Genomic DNA, 23,257 nt, shown 5'->3' with positions numbered 1-23,257 from the left:
GATTCGGCTCTAGACGCAAGCGCATGGAGTTTTCCTGATGCAGCTGGGCGTTTGCTACTATCCCGAACACTGGCCCGAAGAACGCTGGGCCATCGACGCGCGCCAGATGGTCGAAACTGGCCTCGCGCGCGTGCGCATCGGCGAATTTGCCTGGAGCCGTATCGAGCCCGAACCGGGCCGGTTCGAATGGGACTGGCTCGACCGCGCGGTTGAGACGCTGCACGAAGCCGGCCTTGGCATCATCATGGGAACGCCCACTGCCACGCCGCCGAAATGGCTGGTGGACCGCATGCCGGACATGGTCGCGCTCGATCGCAGCGGCAGGCCGCGCGGGTTCGGGTCGCGGCGGCACTATTGCTTCAGCCACGAAGGCTACCGCGCCGAGGCCGAGCGGATCACCCGCGCCGTCGCCGAACGCTATGGCCAGCACCCAGGCGTGGTGAGCTGGCAGACCGACAACGAATACGGCTGCCACGACACGGTGCAGAGCTTTTCGCCTGCCGCGCGCGACGCGTTCCGGCAGTGGCTTGCGGACCGCTACGGCGCGGTGGAGGCGCTGAATGCGGCCTGGGGCAATGTGTTCTGGTCGATGGAGTACCGCTCTTTCGGCGAGGTGGAGCTGCCCAATCTGACCGTGACGGAAGCGAACCCCGCCCATTGGCTTGCCTTCCGCCGCTTCTCTTCCGACCAGGTCGTGCGGTTCAACAAGGCGCAGGTCGATATCCTGCGCGAACTCTCTCCCGGGCGCGACATTACCCATAACGCGATGGGCTTCTACACCGGCTACGATCACTACGATCTTGCGGCCGATCTCGATGTACTCGGGTGGGACAGCTACCCGCTCGGCTTCCTCGAGATGTTCCGCTTCTCCGAGGAGGAAAAGCGCGCCTACGCGCACCAGGGCCATCCCGATATCGCTGCCTTCCACCACGACCTCTATCGCGGCTGCGCAACAGGCGGGCGCTGGTCGGTGCTCGAACAGCAGCCCGGCCCGGTCAACTGGGCGCGGCACAATCCTGCACCGCTGCCGGGCATGGTGCGCCTGTGGACGCTGGAAGCCTATGCGCATGGCGCGGAGATGCTGTGCTACTTCCGCTGGCGGCAATTCCCGCAAGCGCAGGAGCAGATGCACGCCGGCCTGCTGCGGCCCGACGCGGTACCGGCACCCGCCCTCGGCGAAGCGCAGGAGGCGGCCAGCGACCTCGAATCCCTGGGTGCTGCGGGCGAGACGGTGAAACAAGCCGCGCTGGTGTTCGACTATGCCGCGGAGTGGATGACGCAGATCCAGCCGCAAGGCGAAGGCAAGTCGGCGCTCTGGGCGGCCTTCCGCAGCTATTCGGCGCTGCGCAAGCTGGGGCTCAACGTCGATATCGTCTCGCCCGGAGCCTCGCTCGATGGCTACGCGCTGGTCGTGGTGCCGTGCCAGCCGATCGTTTCGGACACGCTCGCGGCAAGCCTCGACAACTTTGACGGGCAGCTCGTCATCGGGCCGCGCAGCGGGTCGCGCGGGATGGACTTCGCCATCCCGGATACGCTTGCGCCCGGCAAGCTGGCCGAGCTGGTCGGCGGGACCGTGACGCTCAGCGAAAGCTGGCGGCCGGGCCTCTTGATTGCTGGCGAAGGATGGGAAGGAACCGGCTGGTTCGACCACCTCGAAGGCGAAGCCGAACCCGATATGACCGGCAGCGATGGCCGGGTTGCCTGCTGGAAACATGGCAAGACCCGCTACGCCGCCTGCTGGCCGGAAGGGTCCTTCATCGATGCGCTCATCGCGCGTGCCGCAGCCGATGCCGGCCTGCCAAGCGCGCCTCTGCCCGAAGGCCTCCGCCAGCGGCGCGTGGGTGACCGGCTGTTCACCTTCGACTATACCGATGCGTCTGTGCGCTGGGAGGACGCCTCGTGATCGACGGTCATGGCCGCAAGATCGATTACATCCGCTTGTCGGTGACCGACCGCTGCAACCTGCGCTGCACCTATTGCATGGCGGAGGACATGACCTTCCTGCCCCGCCGCGACCTCCTCACCTTCGAGGAAATCGAGGCCCTCGCCCGGCACCTCGTCGGGCGCGGCGTGCGGCGTATTCGCCTGACCGGCGGTGAACCGCTGGTACGCAAGGGGATCCTCGACCTTGTCGAGCGCCTGGGGCGCCTGCTCGAAAGCGGCCTCGACGAACTCACGCTCACCACCAACGGCACACGCCTGCCGGAGACGGCCCAGACACTTTACGCAAGCGGAGTGCGGCGGATCAACGTGAGCCTCGACACGCTCGACCGCGAGCGGTTTGCCGCCCTCACCCGCCGCGACGAATTCGACCGCGTGATCGAGGGGATCGGTGCAGCCCGCGCCGCAGGCCTGGCCATCCGTATCAACGCGGTCGCCATGCGCGGCGTGAACGATGACGAGCTGCCCAACCTCCTCGCCTGGTGCGGCGAGCGCGGCATGGACCTGGCGCTCATCGAGGGCATGCCGCTTGGCGAGGTTGCGATCGATCGCCATGCCGAACACCTCCCTCTGTCCGAAGTGCGCGAGCGGATGGAAGAGCGCTTCTCGCTGGTCCCCTCGCTCCACCGCACCTCTGGCCCGGCGCGCTATTACGACGTGGAAGAAACCGGCACGCGGCTCGGCCTCATCACGCCGCTCAGCCACAATTTCTGCGCCGGCTGCAACCGCATCCGCATCGCCGCGACGGGCACGGTCTACGGCTGCCTTGGTCACGACCAGAAGGTGGAACTGCGCGACATCATCCGTGCAGGCGGCGAGGCGGCGCTCGACGAAGCGCTCGACCTGTTGCTCGCCGGGAAGCCGCTGCGGCACGATTTCGATGTGGCGCGCAGCGAACCGGCCGTCGTCCGCCATATGAGCGTGACCGGCGGCTAGGGCGAACAGGGACCGAAATTGGCCGCGCAGGCCTCGAGCATGGCCCGCGCCCCATCCCGGTCGCCATCGGCCATGCCCGCAAGAAGCGGCACCATCTTCGCCTGCGGGGGAAAGGTCCCGTAGCCAGCAAACAGCGCGTGCCAGCTCATGGTCGGATAAGGGGGCGGTCCCTCGTGCTGGCCCGCGTTGACCGCGCTCACATCCTCATGCGTGAACCAGGCGGTCATCATCGCCTTGAGATTGTCCGACAGCGCGTGATTGCCCGCGTTGTCGCGCCAGTACTGCGTGTCGCTGCGCTGGTTGAGGCGATAATGCGCGACAATATAGTCGCGGATGCCCTCGTATTTCGCCGCGATCCGGCGGTTGAACGTGTCGCGGTGCACGGGGCCGAAACCGCCCTTCTCGTAAGCCTCGGCAAAATCGAGCGCGGTGACGATCCCGATATGGAGCGCGGTTGCCTCGAGCGGCTCGATGAAGCCCTGCGACAGGCCGGCGGCCAGGCAATTGCGCGTCCAGCTGTCCTCGACCCGGCCGACCTTCATCCGCAGGACACGCGCCTCGCCTTCGCCTTCCATTCCGATCGCCTGGCGCAGCTCGGCCTCGGCCTCCTCATCGGACAGGTACTTGGAAGAATAGACATAGCCGTTGCCGACCCGCGTGGTCAGCGGGATCGACCAGCGCCAGCCGGCCCGCATGGCAATGGCGTCGGTCTGCGGTTTCATCGGATAGCGGTGCGGCGTCGGCAGCGTGACCGCGCGGTCGTTGAACAGGTTCTCCTCAAACGGAAGGAAGCGCGCGCCGAGCGCCTGTTGCGCAATCACCGAGCGGAAGCCCGAGCAGTCGACAAAGATGTCGCCCTCGATCCGCTCGCCGCTCTCGCAGCGCAGCGCGGCCACATCGCCCGATCCTGAAAGCTCAACATCGGTGACCTTGAGCGGCTTATGGACCACCCCTCGCGCCGTCGCCCATTCGCGCAGGAAACCGCCCAGCTTGTGCGCGTCGAAATGGTAGCCGTAGCTTGGCGCGAAGGGGAAGTTCTCGGCCGGATGCGGTGCGCGGCGTCCCTCGGCGAGGAGCGCGGCGAGGTACCAGTCATCCGGATGCGCCGGCACATCCACCCCGCGGCGCCGCAGCGCGCAATTCTGCACGAAGCGCGGTTCGGTGTGGAGGTCGACCGGACCCGGGAAAGGGTGAAAGTAGCTTCCGTGCCCGCCCCGCTCGCTCCAGCCGGAAAAGCGGATCCCGAGCTTGTAGGTCGCATCGCACGCCGCCATCCACTCGGCTTCGTCGATACCCAGGTGGTCGAAGAAGGCCTTCAGCTGCGGGGTCGAACCCTCGCCCACCCCGATGATCCCGATCTCCGGGCTTTCGACAACCGTGACGGAGCCGCCTCGCGCGCCCCAGCGATGGTGCAGCAGGCAGGCGGTGATCCAGCCGGCGCTGCCGCCGCCGAGGATGACGACGCGGGGAGGAGTGGGTTCGCTCACCCGCCGATGGGTATCAGCCGGATCGCAAAGCCGCCACCCGGCGCCATGCGCAGGTCCAGGGTATCGCCCGATGTCACTTCGCGTTCCTCGATCACGATATCGAAGCGCGTCGGCCCTTCGAAATGCGAGGTGTCCGCATCGCGGTAGATTTCCGCGCGGTAGGCCGTGCCGGAATCGAGGAAGTCGAGCGCCAGCGACACCTCGCGCGGATCGGCATCGGTGCCGCCGCCAAGGAACCACTCATTCGAGTTGCGATCCTTGCGCGCGGTGACGACATAATCGCCCACTTCGGCCTCGAGAATGCGGCTCTCCGACCAGTCGGCAGGCACATCCTTGATGAACTGGAAGGCTTCCGGTTGCTCGGCGTAATGCTCGGGCAGGTCGGCGACCATCTGGATCGGCGAATAGATCAGCACATATTCGGCCAGCGCGCGAGCCATGGTCATCTGCAATGGCTGCCCCCGCCCTTCGAGGCTGAGGATGCCCGGCGTATAGTCCATCGGGCCCGACAGCATGCGGGTGAAGACCATGGTCGGAACATGGTCCGGCCCGTTAGGCGGCACGCCCCAGGCGCTGAATTCCATCCCGCGCGCGCCTTCACGGCTGACCCAGTTGGGATAGGTGCGGCGAAGCCCGGTGTCCTTGACCGGCTCGTGCGGGTTCATCGCTATGCGGCGCTTGGCTGCTTCGGTAACGACCTTGAGGTGGTGGCGCTGCATCACCTGGCTTTCGGTGCACTCGCGCGTTTCACGCCCGTCGGGATGGACATAGCGCAGGTTGCACGCGTCGGTGACGTAGCCCGACTTGATCGTCTTCACCCCGCGCGCCGCCATCAGGTCGAGCCCGGCAGCAAGCTGGCTTTCGTAATTGCCGACATCGCCGCTCGTTTCGTGATGGCCGACAATCGGAACGCCCTTTTCGGCGGCGTAGCGAGCCAGTTCCTCGAAATCGTAGTCAGGATAGCTTTCGGTAAAGCTGAACAGCTTGCCGTTGAAAAACCAGTTGCCGTCCCAGCCGATGTTCCAGCCTTCGACCAGCACGCCTTCGAAGCCGTGTTCGGCAGCGAAATCGATGTACCGCTTCACGTTTTCGGTCGTCGCGCCGTGCTTCGGGCCCGAGCCCCAGCTTTCCTCGTCGAGGTGCAGCGACCACCACACACCCACGTATTTGTGCGGTGTGAACCACGAAACATCTCCGAGCTTGTTCGGCTCGTTGAGGTTCAGCTCGACCAGGCTCTCGGCCAGCCCCGCGGCATCATCCGACACGCGGATCGTGCGCCAGGGCGTGGCAAAGGGCAGGCCGCGCACGGCGCGCGCGGCAGAGGTGCCGGTGGGCGCCAGCGTAGCGCGGAAATTCGTGCCCGTGGTGCGCTTCACCCACATGCCGGCGAAATCGACCAGCGCGGCCTCGTGGATCGCGACATGCGTGCCGTTTTCCATGCGGAAGGTCAGCGGCGTGTGGGCCAGCGAGACCGCGTCGATTGCGGTCTCTTCGTAGAGATACTCGTAGCGGTTCCACTCACCGCCCGGGATCCACCAGGCGGTGCCGTTCTGGGCGAGGTTGAACTCGGTGAGCTCCTCGGCAACGCGCAAGGTTTCACCCATGCTCGCATCGTCAAAGACATAGCGGAAGGCGACCGCGTCATCGAACACGCGGAAGGTGACACCGAAGCGGCGCTTCTCGTCGCTGTCTTCCTCGAAACGGACCGTCAGCTCCTCGTGGTGGTCGCGCACGAAGCGCTGTTCGCCCCAGGGCTGCTCCCATGTTTCATCGCGGGCGGCGCGCGTGGCCCCGGTTAGCGTCAGGCGCCGTTCCAGCTTGTCCTGGTCGGTGAGCAGGAAGCCGAGACGGCTTTCGGTGAAGATCGCCTCGCCGCGCTTGTCGATCCGGTAGAAGGGCCGCCCCTCGCCGTTGACGTCGACTGTCACGCTGATCGTGCCGTCGGGCGAGGTGACCACCTCTTCCGCAAGGGCGGGACCAGCGAAAACAAGCGCGAAAACTGCGAAGAGGGGCTTCAGGTTCATAGTTCGATCACCAGTGCGCCAAAGGGAGGAAGGTTTGCCGGATCGGCCGCATTGGTGGACGCGAGGACCGTTCCGTCCGTCAGATCGGTAGGCGGGGCTACGGGCGTGGTACCCAGGTTGAAGAGGCAGCGGACCCGCTGGCCTTCGCCATCCCGCTCGATCACGAAAAGCCCGTCCACGCTTTCGCAGCGGGTGACGGCGCCGTGATGGAGCGCGCGGTTGGCGCGGCGCAGGTCCAGCATGGCGCGGGTGTGATGCAGCAGCGAGGTGTCGTCCGCTTCCTGCGCCTCGACCGAGCGGGCCGCGTTCTCTTCGCCCACCGGCAACCAGGGTTCGCCCTTCGTAAAGCCGCCGTGCGCTTCGCTTGCGGCCCACGGCATCGGCGTGCGCGCGCCATCGCGGCTCAGCGTGAGCGGCCAGTTGGCGATCGCTTCGGGATCCTGGAGCTGGTCGAAGGGAATATCGACCTGGGTGAGGCCCAATTCCTCGCCATAATAAAGGATGATGTTGCCGCGCAGGCAGGCGAGCAGCGTCGTCTTCATGCGCGCCGCAGCGTCGCGGTGGCCGGCGGCAAACCAGCGGCTGACCGCGCGCGGCGCATCGTGATTCTCGAAAGCCCAGCTCGGCCAGCCGACACCCTCTTCATCGGGCCATTCGGCAAGCGCCGCGCAAATGGCGCCGGGTGTCAGCTTCTCGGCGTAGAGGAAATTGAAGCCGTAGGCGGAATTGAGGTGCGTCTCGCCTTGCGTGAACGCCTTCATCTCGGCCTCGGCTTCGTCCCCGCCGACTTCGGCGACGGTGAAAATGCCGTCATATTCCTCGGTCAGCGCGCGGATCCGCTCGATGAAGGCCGGGATGTCGGGGTGCGACATGTTGTGCTTCTTGAGCTGGAAATCGAAGGGCCGAGTGCGCGGCTTGTCGGTCGCGGGCGCAGGTGGATTGTCGCGCAGATCGGGGTCGTGCATCGCGAAGTTGAGCGCATCGATGCGGAACCCGTCCACGCCCCGATCGAGCCAGAAGCGCATTACCCCCAATACCGCGTCCTGCACCTCGCGGTTGTGCATGTTGATCTGCGGCTGCGAGCTCAGGAAGTTGTGCAGGTAATACTGGCCGCGCCGGGCGTCCCACGTCCACGCGGGACCCCCGAACACGGATTGCCAGTTCGACGGAGGCGACCCGTCGGGCTTGGCGTCGGCCCAGACATACCAATCGTTCTTCGGATTGGTTCTGTCCGAGCGACTTTCCGCAAACCAGGGATGCTCGTCCGAGGTGTGCGAATAGACCTGGTCGATGAGGACCTTGAGGCCGAGCTCGTGCGCGCGCTCGACCAGCGCGTCGAAATCGGCCAGCGTTCCGAAAATCGGATCGACGTCGCAATAATCCGAGACGTCGTAGCCGTAGTCCTTCATCGGCGACTTGAAGAAGGGCGAGATCCAGATCGCATCGACGCCGAGGCTGGCGACATGCGGCAGGCGCTGAGTGATGCCCGGCAGATCGCCGATCCCGTCGCCGTTCGAATCCTGGAAGCTGCGCGGATAGATCTGGTAGATCGCTGCGCCCTTCCACCAGGGCAGCGCCCCGGCCTTGTTGAGAACGTTCTCAAAACTGTCCGCGCGGTTCATTCTGCCGTCTCCGAAACGCGGCAGACGGCCCAGCCGAATGCGGGAAGCGAAACGGGCGCGCTGCCCGGGGCGGAGACAGCTGCGGGGCAGGTCCCGGCGAGTGTTTCGAAGCCGCGCGCATTATAGCCGACAAGGATGTTGGCCGCATTGGGCGCATCTGCCGTGTTGAAGACGGCGAGGTACTCGCCCCCGGTGTCGGGATCGAAACGGCTTACGGCAAAAATACCGGCCTCCTGTTCGTAGTGGCGGACCTCCTGGCGACCTTTCGACAGCGCCGGATGCGCCCTGCGGACCGCCGACAGTTCGGAGATCAAGGCGAAGAGCGGATGGGTCTCGTCGAAATTGCTGGTCGCGGTGGTGGCATCCGTACCGATGAGGTTGTTGTCGTTGTAGCTGGCGGTTCGCGAAGGGAACATGTCCTCGCGTGCAGCCTGGTCATTGCCGTCGCCGACAAAGCCCTGCTCGTCGCCGTAATAGACCACGGGGCTTCCGCGCAGCGTGAGCAGCATGGCGTGCGCGAGCTTCACACGGGCCAGCAGCTCGTCCTGGCCCACCTCGGGCCGATCCCATTTCACGATGGTCGAGAAACGCCCCATGTCGTGATTGCCGAGGAAGGTCGGCATGGCGAGCGCGGCTTCCTCGCCGCCTTCGTAGAGCACATCGCCGTCGAACAGTTCGTTGAGGATATAGGTCCCCTTGCCCTGGGCCACCGTCTCGCGAATGCCTTGCGCAAAGGCGAAATCGAGGACCGCCGGGAAACCGTCACGCCGTGTGTACTGCGCGATGTAGCCGTTGTTCGAGCTGTCCTTGTAAACCTCGCCGAAGATGTGGAAGTTCGGAATGCCCGCTTCTTCGGCCGTCTCAAGCATGGCGGGCACGAAGGCCTGCCAGAATTCCGGGTTCACGTGCCGCGCGGTATCGACGCGGAAACCGTCAATGCCGAAATCGCGGATCCAGCTGGCGTAGATCTCGATCATCCCTTCGACCACGCGCGGGTGCGCGGTGAAGAGATCGTCGAGCCCGACGAAATCGCCGTAACGGCTGCTCTCGCCGGTAAAGGTCGTGTCGCCGCGGTTGTGGTAGTAGATCGGATCGTTGAGCCAGGCGGGGACCTTCACCTTGGCTTCTTCGGCCGGGACCATAGGCGTATAGGCGTAGGACGGGTCGGTCAGCTTGGCGAAATTCTCCTCGCTGCGATCCGCATCGCCCATGAAGCCTTCGTTGATCGGCGCGCCGTCGATCCCGCCCTTGCGCGAATAGGGAAAGTCGCCGCGGCTGCGATAGGCGTAACCCGTCGCATCGCCCTCACGGTAGCGGATCACGTCGGCGGTGTGATTGGTGATGATGTCCATATAGACCTTCATCCCGCGCGCGTGCGCCGCCTCGACGAAGGTCTTGAACTCCTCGCGCGTTCCGAAATGGCCATCGGGACGGGTGAAGTCGGTGACCCAATAGCCGTGGTAGCCCGCGCTCTCATCGCCCTCAGGTCCCTGGACCGGCTTGTTCTGGAAGATCGGCGCAAACCAGATTGCCGTGACGCCGAGCCGTTCGAGATAGTCGAGGCGCTGCGTCAGGCCCTTGAGGTCACCGCCGTGGAAGAAGCCCTTGTGCTCAGGGTCGAAGCCCGTGGTCAGGCGGTCGCCCTCGAAATCGCCGGTGTCGTTGCCCGTGTCGCCGTTCTCGAAGCGGTCGGGGAGGACGAAATAGACTATCTCTTCGCTCGGCGCGCGGTCGCGGAAGCTCGTCGTGTCCTGCGCCGCGGCGGGGCTGGTCGAAGCCAGGCCAAGCGCGAGGAGGGGCAGGGCGAAGCGGATCATGCGGCGGTCTCCTTGGTGCCGGCACGAGCGAGAAGCCTGCCCAGCGTGTCTGCGTGATGCGGCATCGCGGCCGCCGATTTCTTGAAGGATGCCTCGGTCGAGGTCAGCAGCTCGGCCAGTTCCTTTTCGGACATGGCGTCGGCGAGCGGGTTGTAGCCTTTGGCCTCTACGCCCTGTCCGGCCAGCACCTGGAACCAGCCCACTTGCGTGAACAGCTCCTCATGCTCGCGGTGGATGTGCCCACTCTCACGCCACTGGGAGAGCTTGGACTGCAAGCTTTCGGGCAGTTCGAGCGCGCGCATGGCGTCCCAGAACGGCTCGCCCTCGCGCCCGTTGGCCCAATAGTGGAGCACGAGGAAGTCGCGAATGCGGCTCCACTCGAAATCCGCTTGGGCGTTGAAGTGGTCGATGGCCGCTGGACCCGGACGGCCGGAAGGAAGGAGCTGGATGAAACGCGACAGCGCGCTCTGGACGAGATGGATGCTGGTCGATTCCAGCGGTTCCATGAAGCCGGCGGCAAGGCCCAGTGCAAGGCAATTGCCGACCCATTGGCGGCGGCGCTTGCCGGTGGTGAATTTGAGAAGCCGCGGCTCGCCATCTGGCGCGCCGTCGAGATTCTCGAGGAGCGTGCGGGCTGCCTCGTCCTCACTCGTGAACTGCGAGCTGAAGACGTAACCGTTTCCGATGCGGTGCTGGAGCGGAATGCGCCACTGCCAGCCTGCCTCGCGCGCGATCGAGCGGGTGTAGGGGGTGAAATCGCCGCCGCTGGCGCAGGCCACCGCTACCGCCCGGTCGCAGGGCAGAAGGTGCGACCAGTTCTCGAACCCGGCGCCAAGCGCACCTTCGATCAGGAGGGCGCGGAAACCGGTGCAGTCGATGAAGAAATCGCCTTCGATCCGGCGGTCCCCATCGAGCGAAAGGGCGGCAATCTCACCGGTTTCGCCCGATAGTTCGACATCCTCTATGCGGCCTTCGGTGCGTACCACGCCGCGCGCCTCGCTGTAGCGGCGCAGGTAGGCGGCATAAAGCGTAGCGTCGAAATGGTAGGCGTAGGCAATCTCTGGCCCGCCCTCGCCCGGCATGCGCATGTTGCGCGCGGCCAGTTCGTTGAGCGAATAATGCGCCGGGTCCTTGGCGATCCCAAGCTTGCGCCCGCGCAGCCAGTGGTGGTGGAACGCGAGCAGCCCTGCCGGGCGGCCCACTTCCCCAAAGGCGTGCATGTAGCTGTGACCCGGCTGCCTCCAGCCGTCGAAGGCGATCCCGAGTTTGTAGCTGCCCTTGGTTTCGCGCAGGAATTCGGCTTCATCGATGCCGAGCGCCTGGTTGAAATGGCGGATCTGCGGGATCGTGGCCTCGCCCACACCCACAGTGCCGATGGCTTCGCTCTCCACCAGCTCCACCGCAAACCCGCGAGGGAGGAAGCGGGCGAGCAGCGCCGCGGCCATCCAGCCGGCGGTCCCGCCACCGGCGATCACGATCCTTTGGGTGCGGTTGTCGTTCACGATCGGTCGAGCTCCCTTATCGCTCCCGGCCTAACCGGTTCGATGTCGCTAGCCCACCGGACCTCCGGAGTGGAAGGGCGGTGTGAGCACGAGGCCCGCAGCCGCCCTTCCGGGAGGAGCCGTTAGAACTTGAAGGTCGCGCCGGCCAGGAAACGGCGACCGTATTCCTGGTAGTCGATCACGGCGCGCGGTTCGGGCACATTGAACTGCGACACAAAGGGCGCGTTGGTCAGGTTCTGGCCCTGGATGTAGATCGACAGGCCTTCGAGCGCGCTGCCCGGCTGGAATTCGTAGCCGATCTGCGCGTCGACGATGGTTTCGCCGCGTGCCAGTCGCCGCGTCGGCGAACCACCGAAGCCGGTGAAGTCAGCCAGGAATTCCGAACGGTAGCGAACGCTGCCACGGGCGCTGAAGCCGTTGAGGTCATAGTACAGCGTGCCGTTGGCGACCCATTCCGAATAGCCCGGGATCTGGTCGGGGTTGCCGTTGGCGTCCTCGACCTTGGTCTTGGTGTAGCCCACGCCGCCGGTCACACCGAAGCCGGTCAGGGCCGAGGTGATGACATCGAAGGGCACCGTTGCCGAAAGCTCGGCGCCGTAGAAGTCGCCTCCGCCCGTGTTCACTTCGGAGTCGAGGAAACCGATCGTGGTGGCGGGCGTCTGGCCGGCCGGGACCGGGAACGGAGCGTAGTCGAAGACGACACGCGAGCCGTCGATGTAGCTCACCAGGTCCTTGTAGAAGAGCTGGAGCGAGACCACGCCTGCACCGCCGGCGAAGTATTTCTCGATGTTGAAGTCGACCGCGTTGGCCCGGTACGGGCGCAGCAGCGGGTTGCCGCCGCCGCCGCTGATGAACGGCGCGAGGCCGGTCGGGCTGTCGGCAACATTGTTGTTGATGCCGTAGCTGATTGCGACGCGCAGGTCGTCGAGCTGCGGGCGCTGGATCTGGCGGCTAGCCGCAAGGCGGAAGACCCAGCCGCTGTCGAGACGCAGCGAGAGGTTGGCGCTCGGCAGGACGTCCCAGAAGTTGTCGCCCAGCGACAGGTCGACCCGGTCCGGCGAACCGTCGCCGTCGATGTCGGCAAAGGCCACACCAGTGGAGTTCTGCTCGGTGTGAATGGCCTGGACGCCGAAGTTACCCGTCAGCACGCCCGCACCCAGCTCCTGCTCGATGTCGAACTGGAGGTAGGCGGTCATAAGGTCTTCGGTGATGCCGTAGGCCTTGGCCGGGATGTCGTTCGAGGTGTTCGGATCAAGCACCAGCGTGCCACCGGCAATCAGCTCGCGAACGTCGTAGCTGACGATCGGGCCGAGGCCGAGGTAGCCGAGGTCGGTCGAACGCAGCAGCGCACCGCTTGGGATCGCGACTTCGGTCGCGCCATTGGCCGGCGAGACGAAGAATTCGTCGGGCGTCAGGCTCTTCGAACGGTCGGTGTAGTTGAGGCCGAAGTGGACCTTCGAGAAGAAGCCTTCGAGCTCCTTGGCGATGCCCAGGCGGTACTGGAGCAGCTCGTCCTTGATGATGCGGTTGTTGTAGTAACCGGCCTGGACGCGGCTGCCGCCCCAACCCAGCGGGTCGGTGAGGACGATCAGGCTCGGATCGCTGTAGTCGAGGGTCGGCATGAAGCTCGTGCCCTGGGTGTTCGACATGAAGCGGATCGTATCGGTCGCGCCGACGCCGGCGTTGTAGCCCGTGCCCGAATAGCTTTCGATGCTCAGCTCTTCGCGGTCGGTGCGCGAGTAGCCGAAGTCGAGGAACGCGCTCCAGCCATCGTCGCCCTCGTATTCGAGATTGATGCCGCCCGAGTAGAGATCGGCCTGGCGCTGGAACACGTCGTTGCGCACAACGCCTTCCACGTTTTCGAACGTGCCGGCTTCGGCAAAGCCGCCGAACGGACCGTCGACCACGGTCGCGGTGCTCGGATCGAAGGTGGTGCCGAAGGCGCCGAAGCCGAGCGGCAGCTCGATGCCGCGCTTGGACTGGTCATCGTCGAAGTTCGAGTAGAAACCGTCGACCGTCAGCATGAAATTGGGCGACACTTCGTACTGCAGCGTGCCGTTGATGCCGAAGCGCTTGAGCTGGGTCGAGGTGACGAAGCTCTTGTTGCCGCCGATCACGAAGGGGCTGCCTGCCTGGCCGCTGCCGGCGTAGCCCCAGGCGTTGAATTCCTGCAGCTGGTAGGGTTCGTCGGTATAGGCGGCGGCCAGCGCCAGGCCTACGGTGTCGTCGGCGAACTGGTCGACATAGGTCGCGTTCACACGGTAGCCGAATTCCTTCGAGCCGGCGTTCAGCGCGCCGAGATCGGCGTAGGAGCCCTTGGCGCCGACAGCGAGCACGCGCTCACCGGCTTCCAGCGGACGGATCGTGCGCACGTCGATCGTGCCGACAAGGCCCTGGCCCACAAGGTTGGCCGAAGGCGACTTGTAGACGTTCACCCGGTTCACGACTTCGGAGGGATACTGGTCGAATTCCACGGCGCGGTTGTCGCCGGTCGAGGTCTGCTCGCGGCCGTTCAGCAGCGTCTGCGAGAAGTCCGGGCCGAGACCGCGGATGGCGATCACGTTGGCTCGGCCGTTGAGGCGCTGCGAGGTGACACCCGGCAGGCGCGCAATCGATTCGCCGATCGAATCGTCGGGCAGCTTGCCGATGTCTTCGGCCGTGACCGATTCCAGGATGAGGTCGCTGTTGCGCTTGGTGTTGACCGAGGTCGCGAGCGACTCGCGGAAACCGGAAACGATGATGACATCGCCTTCCTCCGCTTCGGCGGGTGCTTCCGCCTCAGTCTCCTGCGCATAGGCCGGAGCCGACAGCGCTGCCAGCGACACGGCAAAGGCCGAGAGGCTGACGGTTGCACCAAAAGTCTTGCGAATTGCCATTTCAAACCACTCCCCGAGAGGGCCCGATACCTTGCTGGTTACTTGGGCCGCAGTCCTAATCCCGACAGGTGCGGCATAGATGCACGCCGCCTGTTCGCCGCGACGCATAGGTGCCGATCGGCAAGTTGGGATAGACAGCATACGTATGTGATTGCGGCGAAAGGGGGTGCGGTGCAATTTTACAATAGCCGCCCGAAATCCGCTGTTTTCGCGCCGCATCAGGCGCTTGGCGTTGCCTGCCAGCCCCCGCGTTCCTATGCTCGCATTCGAGAGAGTGTCCGGAAGGGTATTTCCGGTCAGGAGACGTGCAATGGGTCGCAAGCCGACAGGTCGGCCGACCAGCTTCGACATTGCCTATGAGGCGGGGGTTTCGCAGCCCACGGTCAGCCGTGCCCTGCGCGGCGACAAGTCGGTCAGCGCCAAGACCCGCGCGAAGATCGAAGCGATTGCCCGCGACCTCAATTACACGGTCGACAAGAACGCGTCCTCTCTTCGCAGCCAGCGCTCGAACACCATTGCCCTGCTCTTTTTCGAGGACCCGACGCCCGACGAGAGCATGATCAACCCCTTCTTCCTCGCCATGCTCGGATCGATCACGCGCGCCTGTGCGGATCGGGGGCTGGACCTGCTGATTTCGTTCCAGCGCATGGAAGACGACTGGCACGTCCAGTACCAGGACAGCCACCGCGCCGATGGCCTCATCCTGCTCGGCTACGGCGACTACACGAAGTACCGCGAGCGCATGGACCAGCTCGCTCGGCAGGGCACGCAGTTCACCCGCTGGGGATCGGTTTCGAGCGATTCGAGCGGGGTCACCATCGGGACCGACAACGTCGCGGCGGGCAAGCTCGCCGGGGCGCATCTGGTCGAGCAAGGCCGCAAGCGGATCGCGTTCCTCGGCCATGCGGACGACCACTATCCCGAGTTCGCAGGGCGGTACCGCGGACTTTGCGACGCGCTCGACGAGGCAGGGCTTGGCGTGGACCCGGCGCTGCAATTCGACGCGCTCACCACCGAGGAGGAAGGCCACGCCGCGGCCCAGGCCTTGCTCGCAAGCGGGACCGCGTTCGACGCGATCTTCGCGGCCAGCGACCTTATTGCCATCGGCGCCATGCGCGCCCTCGCCGAAGCCGGGCGCCGCGTGCCGGACGATGTGGCCGTGGTCGGCTTCGACGACATTCCCGCCGCCAGCCTGACAACCCCGCCGCTGACCACGGTGATGCAGGACATTCGCGGGGCCGGACAGGCGCTGGTCGAGGGCCTGATCGCGCAGATCGAAGACCGCGACCTGCCGCCTCGCAAACTGCCCGGAAAGCTGGTCGTGCGCGCCAGCAGCGCTGCGCCGCGCTAGGCCAGCGTATTCGTATACGCACTTGGCGCTAGGCCCGCGCCGTGCAAGCGTTCCTGCCATAGCAAAGCCAAAGCGGGCGCCAGACCCGCACGGCACAGGGACGAGGGACTTCTCATGACAGAGGCGCTGCGGGAAAAACCGCGCCAGAACTTTGCCGGACTGTGGAACATCAGCTTCGGTTTCTTCGGCATCCAGATCGGCTTTGCGCTGCAGAACGCGAATATGAGCCGCGTCTTCCAGACGCTGGGTTCGAGCATCGACGACCTGCCCGCCCTGTGGGTCGCCGCGCCGCTGACCGGCCTCCTTGTCCAGCCGATCATCGGCCATCTGTCAGACCGGACCTGGAACCGGCTCGGCCGCCGTCGTCCCTACTTCCTGACCGGTGCGATCCTTTCTGCGATTGCCCTGTTCCTCATGCCGCTGAGCCCGGCCTTCGGTGCCCCGCTGCTGTTCGCAGCAGCCATGCTGTGGCTGCTCGACGCGTCGCTCAACATCTCGATGGAGCCCTTCCGCGCCTTCGTCGGCGACATGCTGCGCTCTGACCAGCACGCGGCGGGCTATGCCGTGCAGACCGCCTTTATCGGGGCGGGAGCCGTTGTGGGCTCGATCTTCCCCTGGTTCCTCGAACAGCTCGGGGTGAGCAACGTGGCGGCCGATGGCGGCATTCCCGACACGGTGAAATGGAGCTTCTGGGGCGGCGGGCTTGCGCTGTTCACGGCGGTCATGTGGACCATCGTCACCACGCGCGAATACAGTCCTGAACAGCAGGCCGCCTTCGCCGGGCACGAGGAAGAAGCCTCCCAGCAACCGGTCCGCGCGCTCGCCAGCAAGAGCTATGTCGGCTCGGCCATCTGGATCGCAGCGGGCGTATTGGTCGTGCTGGCGGTCGATGCGCTCGGCCTGGAGAAAGAGGTCCTACTCCTAGGCGCGCTGCTCGCCGCTTACGGCGTCCTGAGCGCGGTCGGTATTGCCCTCGCTAAGCAGGGCAAGACCGCCAACATGCTCTCCAGCATCGTCGGCGATTTTTCCGGCATGCCCGAGGTCATGAAGCGCCTCGCGCTGGTGCAGTTCTTCAGCTGGTCGGCGCTGTTCATCATGTGGATCAACACCACGCCGGTCGTCACCCAGTACGTGTTCGGAAGCACCGACACGGCAAGCGCCGCCTATAACGAGGGCGCGAGCTGGGTGAACGTGCTCTTCACCGTCTACAATGGGGTTGCCGCCATCGCCGCCCTTGCCTTGCTACCGGCGCTGGCGCGCAAGGTCGGCCAGGTGCTGACCCATTCGATCTGCCTGACGCTGGGCGCAGCCGGCTTCCTGATGTTCTTTCTGGTCCGCGATGCGACCGCGTTGCTTATTGCCGAAGTCGGCATCGGGATCGCTTGGGCGAGCATCCTTGCGATGCCCTACGCCATCCTTGCCAGCAATCTGCCGCAGGCGAAGCTCGGCATCTTCATGGGGCTGTTCAACGTTTTCATCGTGGTGCCCCAGTTGCTGGTCGCGACCGTGATGGGATCGATCATGCAGGCCTTCTTCCCGGGCGAGCCAATCTGGACGATGCTATTCGCAGCCGCTTCTTGGCTGATCGCCGCGCTTGCCATGCTGCGTGTGAAGGCCGCCATCCCTCAGGAGAGCGCACATGCGTAAGGCCCTGATCGCCAGCGCGGCCCTCGCACTCCTCACTGCGAACGCGCAGGCGCAGACGCCTCAGGAAGCGACAGGCTGGGAGACCCGGCAGACCGTCACCATCGAGCATCCCGAATGGTCGCGCGATGCTGTGCTCTACCAGATCAACATGCGCCATTTCACGGAGGAAGGCACGTTTCGCGCCGCGCAGGAACAGCTCCCGCGCCTGAAGGAGCTGGGCGTCGATATCCTCTGGCTCATGCCGATCCACCCTATCGGAGCGGAGAACCGCAAGGGCACGCTGGGCAGCCCCTATTCGGTGCTCGATTATTACGGCGTGAACCCGGAATTCGGCACGGAGGACGACTTCCGCGCCTTCGTCGAGGCCGCACACGCTCAGGGCTTCAAGGTCATCCTCGACCTCGTGGCGAACCACACGGCGTGGGACCATCCGCTGCGCTCGCAGCATCCAGACTGGTACGAGAAGGACTGGCAGGGCGGCTTTCGCCCGACGCCCTGGTGGGACTGGTCCGACATCATCGACCTCGACTGGTCGAAGCCGGGCGTGCGCGAGCATGTCGGCGGGGCGATGGAATACTGGGTGCGCGAGTTCGGCGTGGATGGCTACCGCGCCGATGTCGCCGGCTACGTGCCGCTCGATTTCTGGGAAACCGCCCGCCAGCGGCTCGACGCGATCAAGCCGGTGTTCCTCTTGGGCGAAGTCCAGCAGACGGCCTTCCACCACAAGGCCTTCGACGCAACCTATGCCTGGGACTGGCACAACACCTCGAAGGACGTCGCCCATGGCAAGGGCAATGCGACCAGCTTTTACGGCTACTACGCCGAGAACGAGAGCCTGTGGCCGCGCGAGGCCATGCGGATGACCTATATCGAGAACCACGACAGCAATGCGTGGGAAGGCACCATGGTGGAAAACTACGGCCCCGCGCTGGAAGCCATGACCGCGCTCTCCTTCACCAGCGAAGGCCTGCCGCTGATCCACAACGGCATGGAAGCGTGCAACGCCAAGCGGCTGGAATTCTTCGAGCGCGATCCGATCGACTGGAGTCAGGGCGAAGGCTGCACCTATGGCGCGCTGCTCAAGGACCTCATCGCCTTCCGCAAGGCCAATCCGGCGCTGGCCAACGGCCAATGGGGCGCGCGGATGCACAAGCTGGAAACCGATCGCCCCGAACAGGTCTTTGCCTGGGCGCGCCAGAAGGATGGCAACAAAGTTGTCGGCCTGTTCAACTTCAGCGGCGAACGCGTGGTTGTGACGCCCACGAGCGCGCTGGCCGACGGCACCTACACAGAGTTCGGGAGCGGGGGGACGCGCTCAATCGCAATGGGTGAACCACTCACGCTGGAGCCATGGGGATACACGCTGCTAGCGTCGCAGGACTAGGCGTCGGGCTCGAAAGCTTCGACCGCGGCCAGGTGTCCCGTCTTTAGATAGAAACGGGCATGCCCAAGCGCGGTGACGTCCGCACCTTGCCCCGCCGGGATACGCAGCCAGCCCCATTTTCCGAAGCGCTCACCCGCTGACTGGGCCGCCCCGTCGAGAAGCAGCACCTCGGCGCCGCCTTCGCTTCCGTCGAAGACCAGCGCCTCGCCATCATCCAAAGCGACATGGCGCACCGTTTCGTCTCCGTGGCGGTGGAGCTCCTGCACGCCGGAGACGAGCGAGGTGTCGAGCGCGACTGCCTTCTGGTCGTCGTCGTCGCCAGCGAACTGGTGCAGCTTGACGAAGATCACGCAGCCAGGATCGCTGTGCGGCGTGTGGCGGGTGCCGATGGGGTTGCGCACATAGGTCCCGGCCGGAAAATCGCCCGTCTGGTCGGAGAAGGTTCCTTCGAGCACCAGGAACTCCTCCCCGCCGCTGTGCGTGTGTTCGGAGAAATGCGAGCCCGGCGCGTAACGTACCAGCGACGTCGCGCGCGCCAGCTCTTCCCCGACCCGGTCGAGCATCTTGCGCTCCACCCCGGCCATGGGCGAGGCAATCCATTCCATCGCGGCAGGATGCGCTTGCGCGGGTTTGTCGAAATCGGCGTTGATGCGCATGGCAGGCCCTTTCGTTACGGCTGCGTGCCGGGAATTCCAGCTTCGACAGCCACCAAAGCGAGCGCCTTGGCGTCGCTCGTCACCTTTGCCGGATCGTGGAGGTGCGCCAGCACGATCGCGCCTTCCTTGATCAGCAGGATTTGCCGCGCGAGGTCTTCGGGATCGCGCGCACCGGCTTCGGTCGCGAGCTTGGCGAAATAGCGCGCCAGCAGGTGCTTGTGCTCGGCCGACATGGTGTGGATCGGCTCACCCCGAGTCTGGAACTCGGACGAGGCCTTGATGAACATGCAGCTGCGAAAACCGGGTTCGGCGAACCATTCGCCAAGCGCATCGAAGATCGCCAGCAGGCGCTCGCGCGGGTCGCTGGCAAGCGCCTCGGTGCGCCGCGTCAGCCAGTTGCGAAACTGTTCGTCGCGCAGGCGCAAGGTCGCCAGGATCAGCTCATCCTTGGAACGGAAGTGCTTGTAGATCGCGGTCTTGGAGACGCCGGTCTCCTTGGCAAGCCGGTCCATTCCGATCGCGTGGAAGCCCCCGCGATAGAACGACTCGAGCGCCTTCTGGACCAGTTCTTCGCGCTTCGAGGCGCTCATATTGCACTCCTAAGGTTGACCTAACGGTAAATAGATCAGGTCCTAGGCTTTTCAAGAGGCACAATTTTTTCCCGTTATAAATCGATGGGTTAACCGCCAAACACACGCGCCACAGCGGCGGTGGATCGGTCTGGCATGAGATTTTACATTGACAGATCAGTTACCCTTCTCCATTCAAGGTGAACCGATCAGTTAATGTCACTCTCGCCAATCGGAAGGAAAGTTTGATGCCCCCCTACGCTTCCCACCGCCCCAAAGCGGCCACCAAGACCACTCTCGGCCACGCCGTTGGCCTCGCCGGCCTGCTGGCCCTCGCCATCGCTCCCGTGTTCACGGCGCAGGCCGACGCTCGCGAACCCAGCGCCGCCACGGCCAAGGCTCCGCCGGTTGACGACGGCCTGCCGATGCCGGGTTTCACGATCGAACCGGGCAAGACGGCCATCGTCATCACCGACCCGCAGAACGATTTCCTTTCGCCCGATGGCGTAACCTGGGGCGTTGTCGGCCAGAGCATCACCGAGAACGGCACGGTCGAGAACCTGGGCGCGCTTTTCGAGGTTGCCGATGAAACCGGGATGCCGGTGTTCATTTCGCCGCATTACTATTTCGAGCACGACCATCGCTGGCAGTTCGAAGGCGCGCTCGAAACGCTGATGCATTCCATCGGCATGTTCGACCGCCCCCATGCGCTGACGCTCGAAGGGTTCGAAGGCTCGGGCGCCGACTGGCTCGAGCAGTACAAGCCCCATATCAACAACGGCCGCACGGTCGTGACCAGCCCGCACAAAGTCTACGGTCCCGACAGCAACGACCTCGTCCTGCAGCTGCGCAAGGCGGGTATCTCCAAGGTCGTGCTCGGCGGCATGTCGTCGAACCTGTGCACCGAATCCCACATGCGCGCCCTGATCGAGGCGGGCTTCGAGGTGATGGTGGTGACCGATGCCACGGCCGGCGCAATCACGCCGTTCTATGACGGCTACGCCGCCTCGCTCACCAACTTCCGCATGATCGCCAGCGCAGTCGACAACACCGACAACACGGTTGCGGCCATTCGTACGGCCTACGCCCGCTGACCATGATCGGTGACCGGGGCACCTGTCCGGCCCCGGTCACGCAGCGGCGGCCGGGAGCACGTCCCCCGTCTCCCCCCAAGCTCCCGGCCCCGCTCCCTTTTCCTGTCCCGGCCGACCCAGGCCAAACCCTCAAGGAGCAGTTCAATGCGCGTTACCCCCCTCAAGCTCGCCCTCGCCGCCCTTGCCATTGGCATCGCAGCCCCCGCGATCGCGGCCGATGAATACAACGTCTCGTCCGGTTATTCGCTCGATGGCGCCGGGCTTGGTGTCCACGGCGTCGACACGGTCGCCCTCAGCACGCTGAACGCCGTTGCCGAAGGTGATGCGAAGCACGCCGTCGTCCACGACGGTGTCGCCTACTACTTCGCCTCGACCATTGCGGCGGAGCGCTTCAAGGCCGACCCGGTGAAATACCTGCCCCAGTACGGCGGCTTCTGCGCCTACGCCGTGGCGCTGGGCAAGAAGCTCGACGGCGACCCGCGTTACGCCGACATCGTCGATGGCAAGCTGTACCTGTTCGTCAACGCCGCCGTGTTCGAACGCTACCTGGCGGACAAGGAAAACACGCTGCGAAAGGCCGAAGAGCAGTGGCCGCAGATCAAGCACACACCGGTCGAAGACCTCTGATCCCGATCCGGGCCGGGTACCCGCCCGGTCCACCCAAGGCGGGGTGCGGCGATCTGTCCCCCTCCCTCCCAACGCCGCACCCCGCCACAATCCCCTCGCGAGTTATTCCCATGACCCCAGCCAAAGCCCCCATCCTCCCGCCCTTCTCCGCCGAGACGGCCGCCGCGAAAGTGCAGGCCGCCGAAGACGCCTGGAACACCCGCGATCCAGAGCGTGTGGCGCTCGCTTATTCAGAAGACAGCGAGTGGCGAAACCGCTCGACCTTCCTCAAGGGACGCGCCGAAATCCGCAACTTTCTGGAGCGCAAATGGGCAAGCGAACACGAATACCGCCTCAAGAAAACGCTTTGGGCCTTCACCGAGAACCGCATCGCCGTGCGCTTCGAGTACGAGTGGCACGACGACAGCGGGCAATGGTTTCGCAGCCACGGCAACGAGATGTGGGAGTTCGATGAGGATGGCCTGATGCGCCGCCGCTACGCCAGCATCAACGACCAGCCCATCGCCGAAACCGACCGCCGCCTGACCGCCTGACCCAAGAGGAGAAACCCCATGGCCCGTGCCTACGCCGAACTCACCTTCACGCCCAATGTCCGGGCCATACAGGAACAGCAGGGCAGCGCCGATAGCTACGCCCGCTTCCTCACTCCCGCGATGTCCGGCGGCGATCTGTTAACTGCGCGCGAAGCGGAGTTCATCGCGGCGCGCGATGGCTTCTACCAGGCCACCGTTTCGGAGACCGGCTGGCCCTATGTCCAGTTCCGGGGCGGGCCGCGAGGGTTCCTCAAGGTGCTCGACGAGCGGCGCCTTGCCTACGCGGATTTTCGCGGCAACCGCCAGTACCTAAGCGTCGGCAATTTGCAGGGCAACGACCGCATTTCGCTGTTCCTGATGGATTACCCGGGCCGCCGCCGGCTCAAGATCCTCGGAACGGTCGAACTCGTGGACATCGCCGAGGACCCCGATCTCATCGCTCGCCTTCACGACCCGGAATACAAGGCGGTGCCGGAGCGCGCTTTCGTTATCTCCTTGGCGGGCTTCGACTGGAACTGCCCGCAGCACATCCCCCAGCGTTACACGCTCGAAGAGCTCGAGCAGCTGGCCGGGATGGGTCCGGGCACCCCCGACTGACATCTTGCACGCCGCCAGCGGTGGCCAACCGACGAGTTGGGCAACTGCAATCGCCGCCCTTGCGCCCCTGTCTTGACAACGTTATCAATTGTCCGAACGATTTAGGGAGAAGGTCCATTGCGCACACTATTCATAGCCGTGTTGGGCGGCTTACTTGTCAGCGGCTGCTCCGGGGCGGAGCCAGCGGTCAAGACAGACGGCAATGAAGCGGCAGTAGCTGGTCTTGAGACGCGCGTGCTCTCCGCAGCGGAGGCGACGACCTCTGAGGAAGACTGGGGCACCGGCGTGACCTATTTCGAAGGCGAGACCGACGGAGTGCAGGACCTCCTCTCGGGCACAGCCACGATCAAGCCCGGTCTCGAGATCCATCCTCCCCACCGCCACCATGAAGAAGAGTTCCTGATGGTGCTGGAAGGCACCGGAGAATGGACTATCGGCGAGCGCAGCTTTGCCGCTTCGGCAGGGGACATGCTCTACGCTGGCAGCTGGGACCTTCACGGAATCCGGAACACAGGCGACGAACCGCTGCGCTTCGTTTTCTGGAAATGGCATTCGAAGGGCGTACCGGTTCCGCAAGACCCGGCCGGCTGAGGG

The 23,257-nt window shown here is 65.0% G+C and carries 18 protein-coding genes; 10 read left to right on the top strand and 8 right to left on the bottom strand.

The annotated features are described in order from the left end of the window. Positions 1-37: 37 nt before the first annotated feature. Together KUV82_RS03330 and moaA are read left to right on the top strand one after the other, a co-directional pair. The gene (locus KUV82_RS03330; RefSeq protein WP_219955482.1) at positions 38-1,903 is read left to right on the top strand and encodes a beta-galactosidase; all 1,866 of its coding nucleotides are present in this window, start codon (positions 38-40) and stop codon (positions 1,901-1,903) included. Continuing rightward, a complete protein-coding gene (gene moaA / locus KUV82_RS03325; RefSeq protein WP_258319829.1) occupies positions 1,900-2,877 on the top strand; it encodes a GTP 3',8-cyclase MoaA in 978 nt (325 codons plus the stop codon). Before KUV82_RS03330 ends, moaA begins: the two co-directional genes overlap by 4 nt. Here moaA and KUV82_RS03320 read toward each other — a convergent pair. The 6 genes from KUV82_RS03320 to KUV82_RS03295 all read right to left on the bottom strand — a co-directional run bounded on the left by KUV82_RS03320 (position 2,874) and on the right by KUV82_RS03295 (position 14,205). Next, positions 2,874-4,364, bottom strand: a complete 1,491-nt coding sequence (locus KUV82_RS03320; protein ID WP_219955481.1) for a tryptophan halogenase family protein — start codon at positions 4,362-4,364, stop codon at positions 2,874-2,876. The two genes, moaA and KUV82_RS03320, sit on opposite strands and share 4 nt — an antisense overlap. Beyond that, positions 4,361-6,388 (bottom strand): glycoside hydrolase family 97 protein, encoded by a 2,028-nt coding sequence (locus KUV82_RS03315; protein WP_219955480.1) that lies wholly within the window; start codon positions 6,386-6,388, stop codon positions 4,361-4,363. The genes KUV82_RS03320 and KUV82_RS03315 overlap by 4 nt, the downstream gene beginning before the upstream one ends. Further along, the gene (locus tag KUV82_RS03310) at positions 6,385-8,010 is read right to left on the bottom strand and encodes an alpha-amylase family glycosyl hydrolase (protein ID WP_219955479.1); all 1,626 of its coding nucleotides are present in this window, start codon (positions 8,008-8,010) and stop codon (positions 6,385-6,387) included. The genes KUV82_RS03315 and KUV82_RS03310 overlap by 4 nt, the downstream gene beginning before the upstream one ends. Then, on the bottom strand, positions 8,007-9,827 hold the full coding sequence (locus KUV82_RS03305; RefSeq protein WP_219955478.1) for an alpha-amylase family glycosyl hydrolase: 1,821 nt from the start codon (positions 9,825-9,827) through the stop codon (positions 8,007-8,009). The genes KUV82_RS03310 and KUV82_RS03305 overlap by 4 nt, the downstream gene beginning before the upstream one ends. After that, entirely contained in the window at positions 9,824-11,272 is a 1,449-nt protein-coding gene (locus tag KUV82_RS03300; RefSeq protein ID WP_219956193.1) for a tryptophan halogenase family protein, read from the bottom strand. The genes KUV82_RS03305 and KUV82_RS03300 overlap by 4 nt, the downstream gene beginning before the upstream one ends. Before the next feature lie 179 nt (positions 11,273-11,451). Then, entirely contained in the window at positions 11,452-14,205 is a 2,754-nt protein-coding gene (locus KUV82_RS03295) for a TonB-dependent receptor (RefSeq protein WP_219955477.1), read from the bottom strand. 310 nt (positions 14,206-14,515) lie between these two features. Here KUV82_RS03295 and KUV82_RS03290 point away from each other — a divergent pair, with 310 nt between their 5' ends. From KUV82_RS03290 to KUV82_RS03280, 3 genes are all read left to right on the top strand, one after another. Continuing rightward, entirely contained in the window at positions 14,516-15,556 is a 1,041-nt protein-coding gene (locus tag KUV82_RS03290; RefSeq protein WP_219955476.1) for a LacI family DNA-binding transcriptional regulator, read from the top strand. Positions 15,557-15,670: 114 nt separating this feature from the next. Then, on the top strand, positions 15,671-17,203 hold the full coding sequence (locus tag KUV82_RS03285; RefSeq protein ID WP_219955475.1) for an MFS transporter: 1,533 nt from the start codon (positions 15,671-15,673) through the stop codon (positions 17,201-17,203). After that, entirely contained in the window at positions 17,196-18,587 is a 1,392-nt protein-coding gene (locus KUV82_RS03280; RefSeq protein WP_219955474.1) for an alpha-amylase family glycosyl hydrolase, read from the top strand. Before KUV82_RS03285 ends, KUV82_RS03280 begins: the two co-directional genes overlap by 8 nt. On the opposite strand, the gene KUV82_RS03275 is transcribed toward KUV82_RS03280, so the two are convergent. Beyond that, positions 18,584-19,243, bottom strand: a complete 660-nt coding sequence (locus tag KUV82_RS03275) for a cupin domain-containing protein (protein WP_219955473.1) — start codon at positions 19,241-19,243, stop codon at positions 18,584-18,586. The genes KUV82_RS03280 and KUV82_RS03275 overlap by 4 nt on opposite strands. 14 nt (positions 19,244-19,257) lie before the next feature. Next, positions 19,258-19,833, bottom strand: a complete 576-nt coding sequence (locus tag KUV82_RS03270; protein ID WP_219955472.1) for a TetR/AcrR family transcriptional regulator — start codon at positions 19,831-19,833, stop codon at positions 19,258-19,260. Positions 19,834-20,060: 227 nt separating this feature from the next. Between KUV82_RS03270 and KUV82_RS03265 the strand changes: the two genes are divergently transcribed. The 5 genes from KUV82_RS03265 to KUV82_RS03245 all read left to right on the top strand — a co-directional run bounded on the left by KUV82_RS03265 (position 20,061) and on the right by KUV82_RS03245 (position 23,254). After that, positions 20,061-20,906 carry a cysteine hydrolase gene (locus KUV82_RS03265; protein WP_258319828.1) on the top strand — a complete coding sequence of 282 codons (846 nt, stop codon included), beginning with the start codon at positions 20,061-20,063 and terminating at the stop codon, positions 20,904-20,906. A gap of 144 nt (positions 20,907-21,050) precedes the next feature. After that, complete coding sequence (locus tag KUV82_RS03260; protein ID WP_219955471.1) at positions 21,051-21,533, top strand: YHS domain-containing (seleno)protein; 483 nt, start codon at positions 21,051-21,053, stop codon at positions 21,531-21,533. Positions 21,534-21,643: 110 nt separating this feature from the next. Then, a complete protein-coding gene (locus KUV82_RS03255) occupies positions 21,644-22,066 on the top strand; it encodes a nuclear transport factor 2 family protein (protein ID WP_219955470.1) in 423 nt (140 codons plus the stop codon). An 18-nt stretch (positions 22,067-22,084) separates the two neighbouring features. After that, the gene (locus tag KUV82_RS03250) at positions 22,085-22,663 is read left to right on the top strand and encodes a pyridoxamine 5'-phosphate oxidase family protein (RefSeq protein ID WP_258319827.1); all 579 of its coding nucleotides are present in this window, start codon (positions 22,085-22,087) and stop codon (positions 22,661-22,663) included. Positions 22,664-22,897: 234 nt separating this feature from the next. After that, positions 22,898-23,254 carry a cupin domain-containing protein gene (locus tag KUV82_RS03245; RefSeq protein ID WP_219955469.1) on the top strand — a complete coding sequence of 119 codons (357 nt, stop codon included), beginning with the start codon at positions 22,898-22,900 and terminating at the stop codon, positions 23,252-23,254. Positions 23,255-23,257: the final 3 nt, after the last annotated feature.

It is taken from the genome of Qipengyuania flava (genome assembly GCF_019448255.1).
Lineage (GTDB): Bacteria > Pseudomonadota > Alphaproteobacteria > Sphingomonadales > Sphingomonadaceae > Qipengyuania > Qipengyuania flava_A.
Note: the sequence above shows the minus strand (reverse complement) of the source record. Positions and strands in the feature narration are given on the sequence as shown.

Excerpts from the sequence above, each read along its gene's own strand:
- KUV82_RS03330 (WP_219955482.1), top strand. The coding sequence starts at position 38 with ATGCAGCTGGGCGTTTGCTACTATCCCGAACACTGGCCCGAAGAACGC.
- KUV82_RS03315 (WP_219955480.1), bottom strand. The coding sequence starts at position 6,388 with ATGAACCTGAAGCCCCTCTTCGCAGTTTTCGCGCTTGTTTTCGCTGGT.
- KUV82_RS03310 (WP_219955479.1), bottom strand. The coding sequence starts at position 8,010 with ATGAACCGCGCGGACAGTTTTGAGAACGTTCTCAACAAGGCCGGGGCG.
- KUV82_RS03305 (WP_219955478.1), bottom strand. The coding sequence starts at position 9,827 with ATGATCCGCTTCGCCCTGCCCCTCCTCGCGCTTGGCCTGGCTTCGACC.
- KUV82_RS03300 (WP_219956193.1), bottom strand. The coding sequence starts at position 11,272 with ATGGCCGCGGCGCTGCTCGCCCGCTTCCTCCCTCGCGGGTTTGCGGTG.
- KUV82_RS03295 (WP_219955477.1), bottom strand. The coding sequence starts at position 14,205 with ATGGCAATTCGCAAGACTTTTGGTGCAACCGTCAGCCTCTCGGCCTTT.
- KUV82_RS03290 (WP_219955476.1), top strand. The coding sequence starts at position 14,516 with ATGGGTCGCAAGCCGACAGGTCGGCCGACCAGCTTCGACATTGCCTAT.
- KUV82_RS03285 (WP_219955475.1), top strand. The coding sequence starts at position 15,671 with ATGACAGAGGCGCTGCGGGAAAAACCGCGCCAGAACTTTGCCGGACTG.
- KUV82_RS03280 (WP_219955474.1), top strand. The coding sequence starts at position 17,196 with ATGCGTAAGGCCCTGATCGCCAGCGCGGCCCTCGCACTCCTCACTGCG.
- KUV82_RS03275 (WP_219955473.1), bottom strand. The coding sequence starts at position 19,243 with ATGCGCATCAACGCCGATTTCGACAAACCCGCGCAAGCGCATCCTGCC.
- KUV82_RS03270 (WP_219955472.1), bottom strand. The coding sequence starts at position 19,833 with ATGAGCGCCTCGAAGCGCGAAGAACTGGTCCAGAAGGCGCTCGAGTCG.
- KUV82_RS03265 (WP_258319828.1), top strand. The coding sequence starts at position 20,061 with ATGCCCCCCTACGCTTCCCACCGCCCCAAAGCGGCCACCAAGACCACT.
- KUV82_RS03260 (WP_219955471.1), top strand. The coding sequence starts at position 21,051 with ATGCGCGTTACCCCCCTCAAGCTCGCCCTCGCCGCCCTTGCCATTGGC.
- KUV82_RS03255 (WP_219955470.1), top strand. The coding sequence starts at position 21,644 with ATGACCCCAGCCAAAGCCCCCATCCTCCCGCCCTTCTCCGCCGAGACG.
- KUV82_RS03250 (WP_258319827.1), top strand. The coding sequence starts at position 22,085 with ATGGCCCGTGCCTACGCCGAACTCACCTTCACGCCCAATGTCCGGGCC.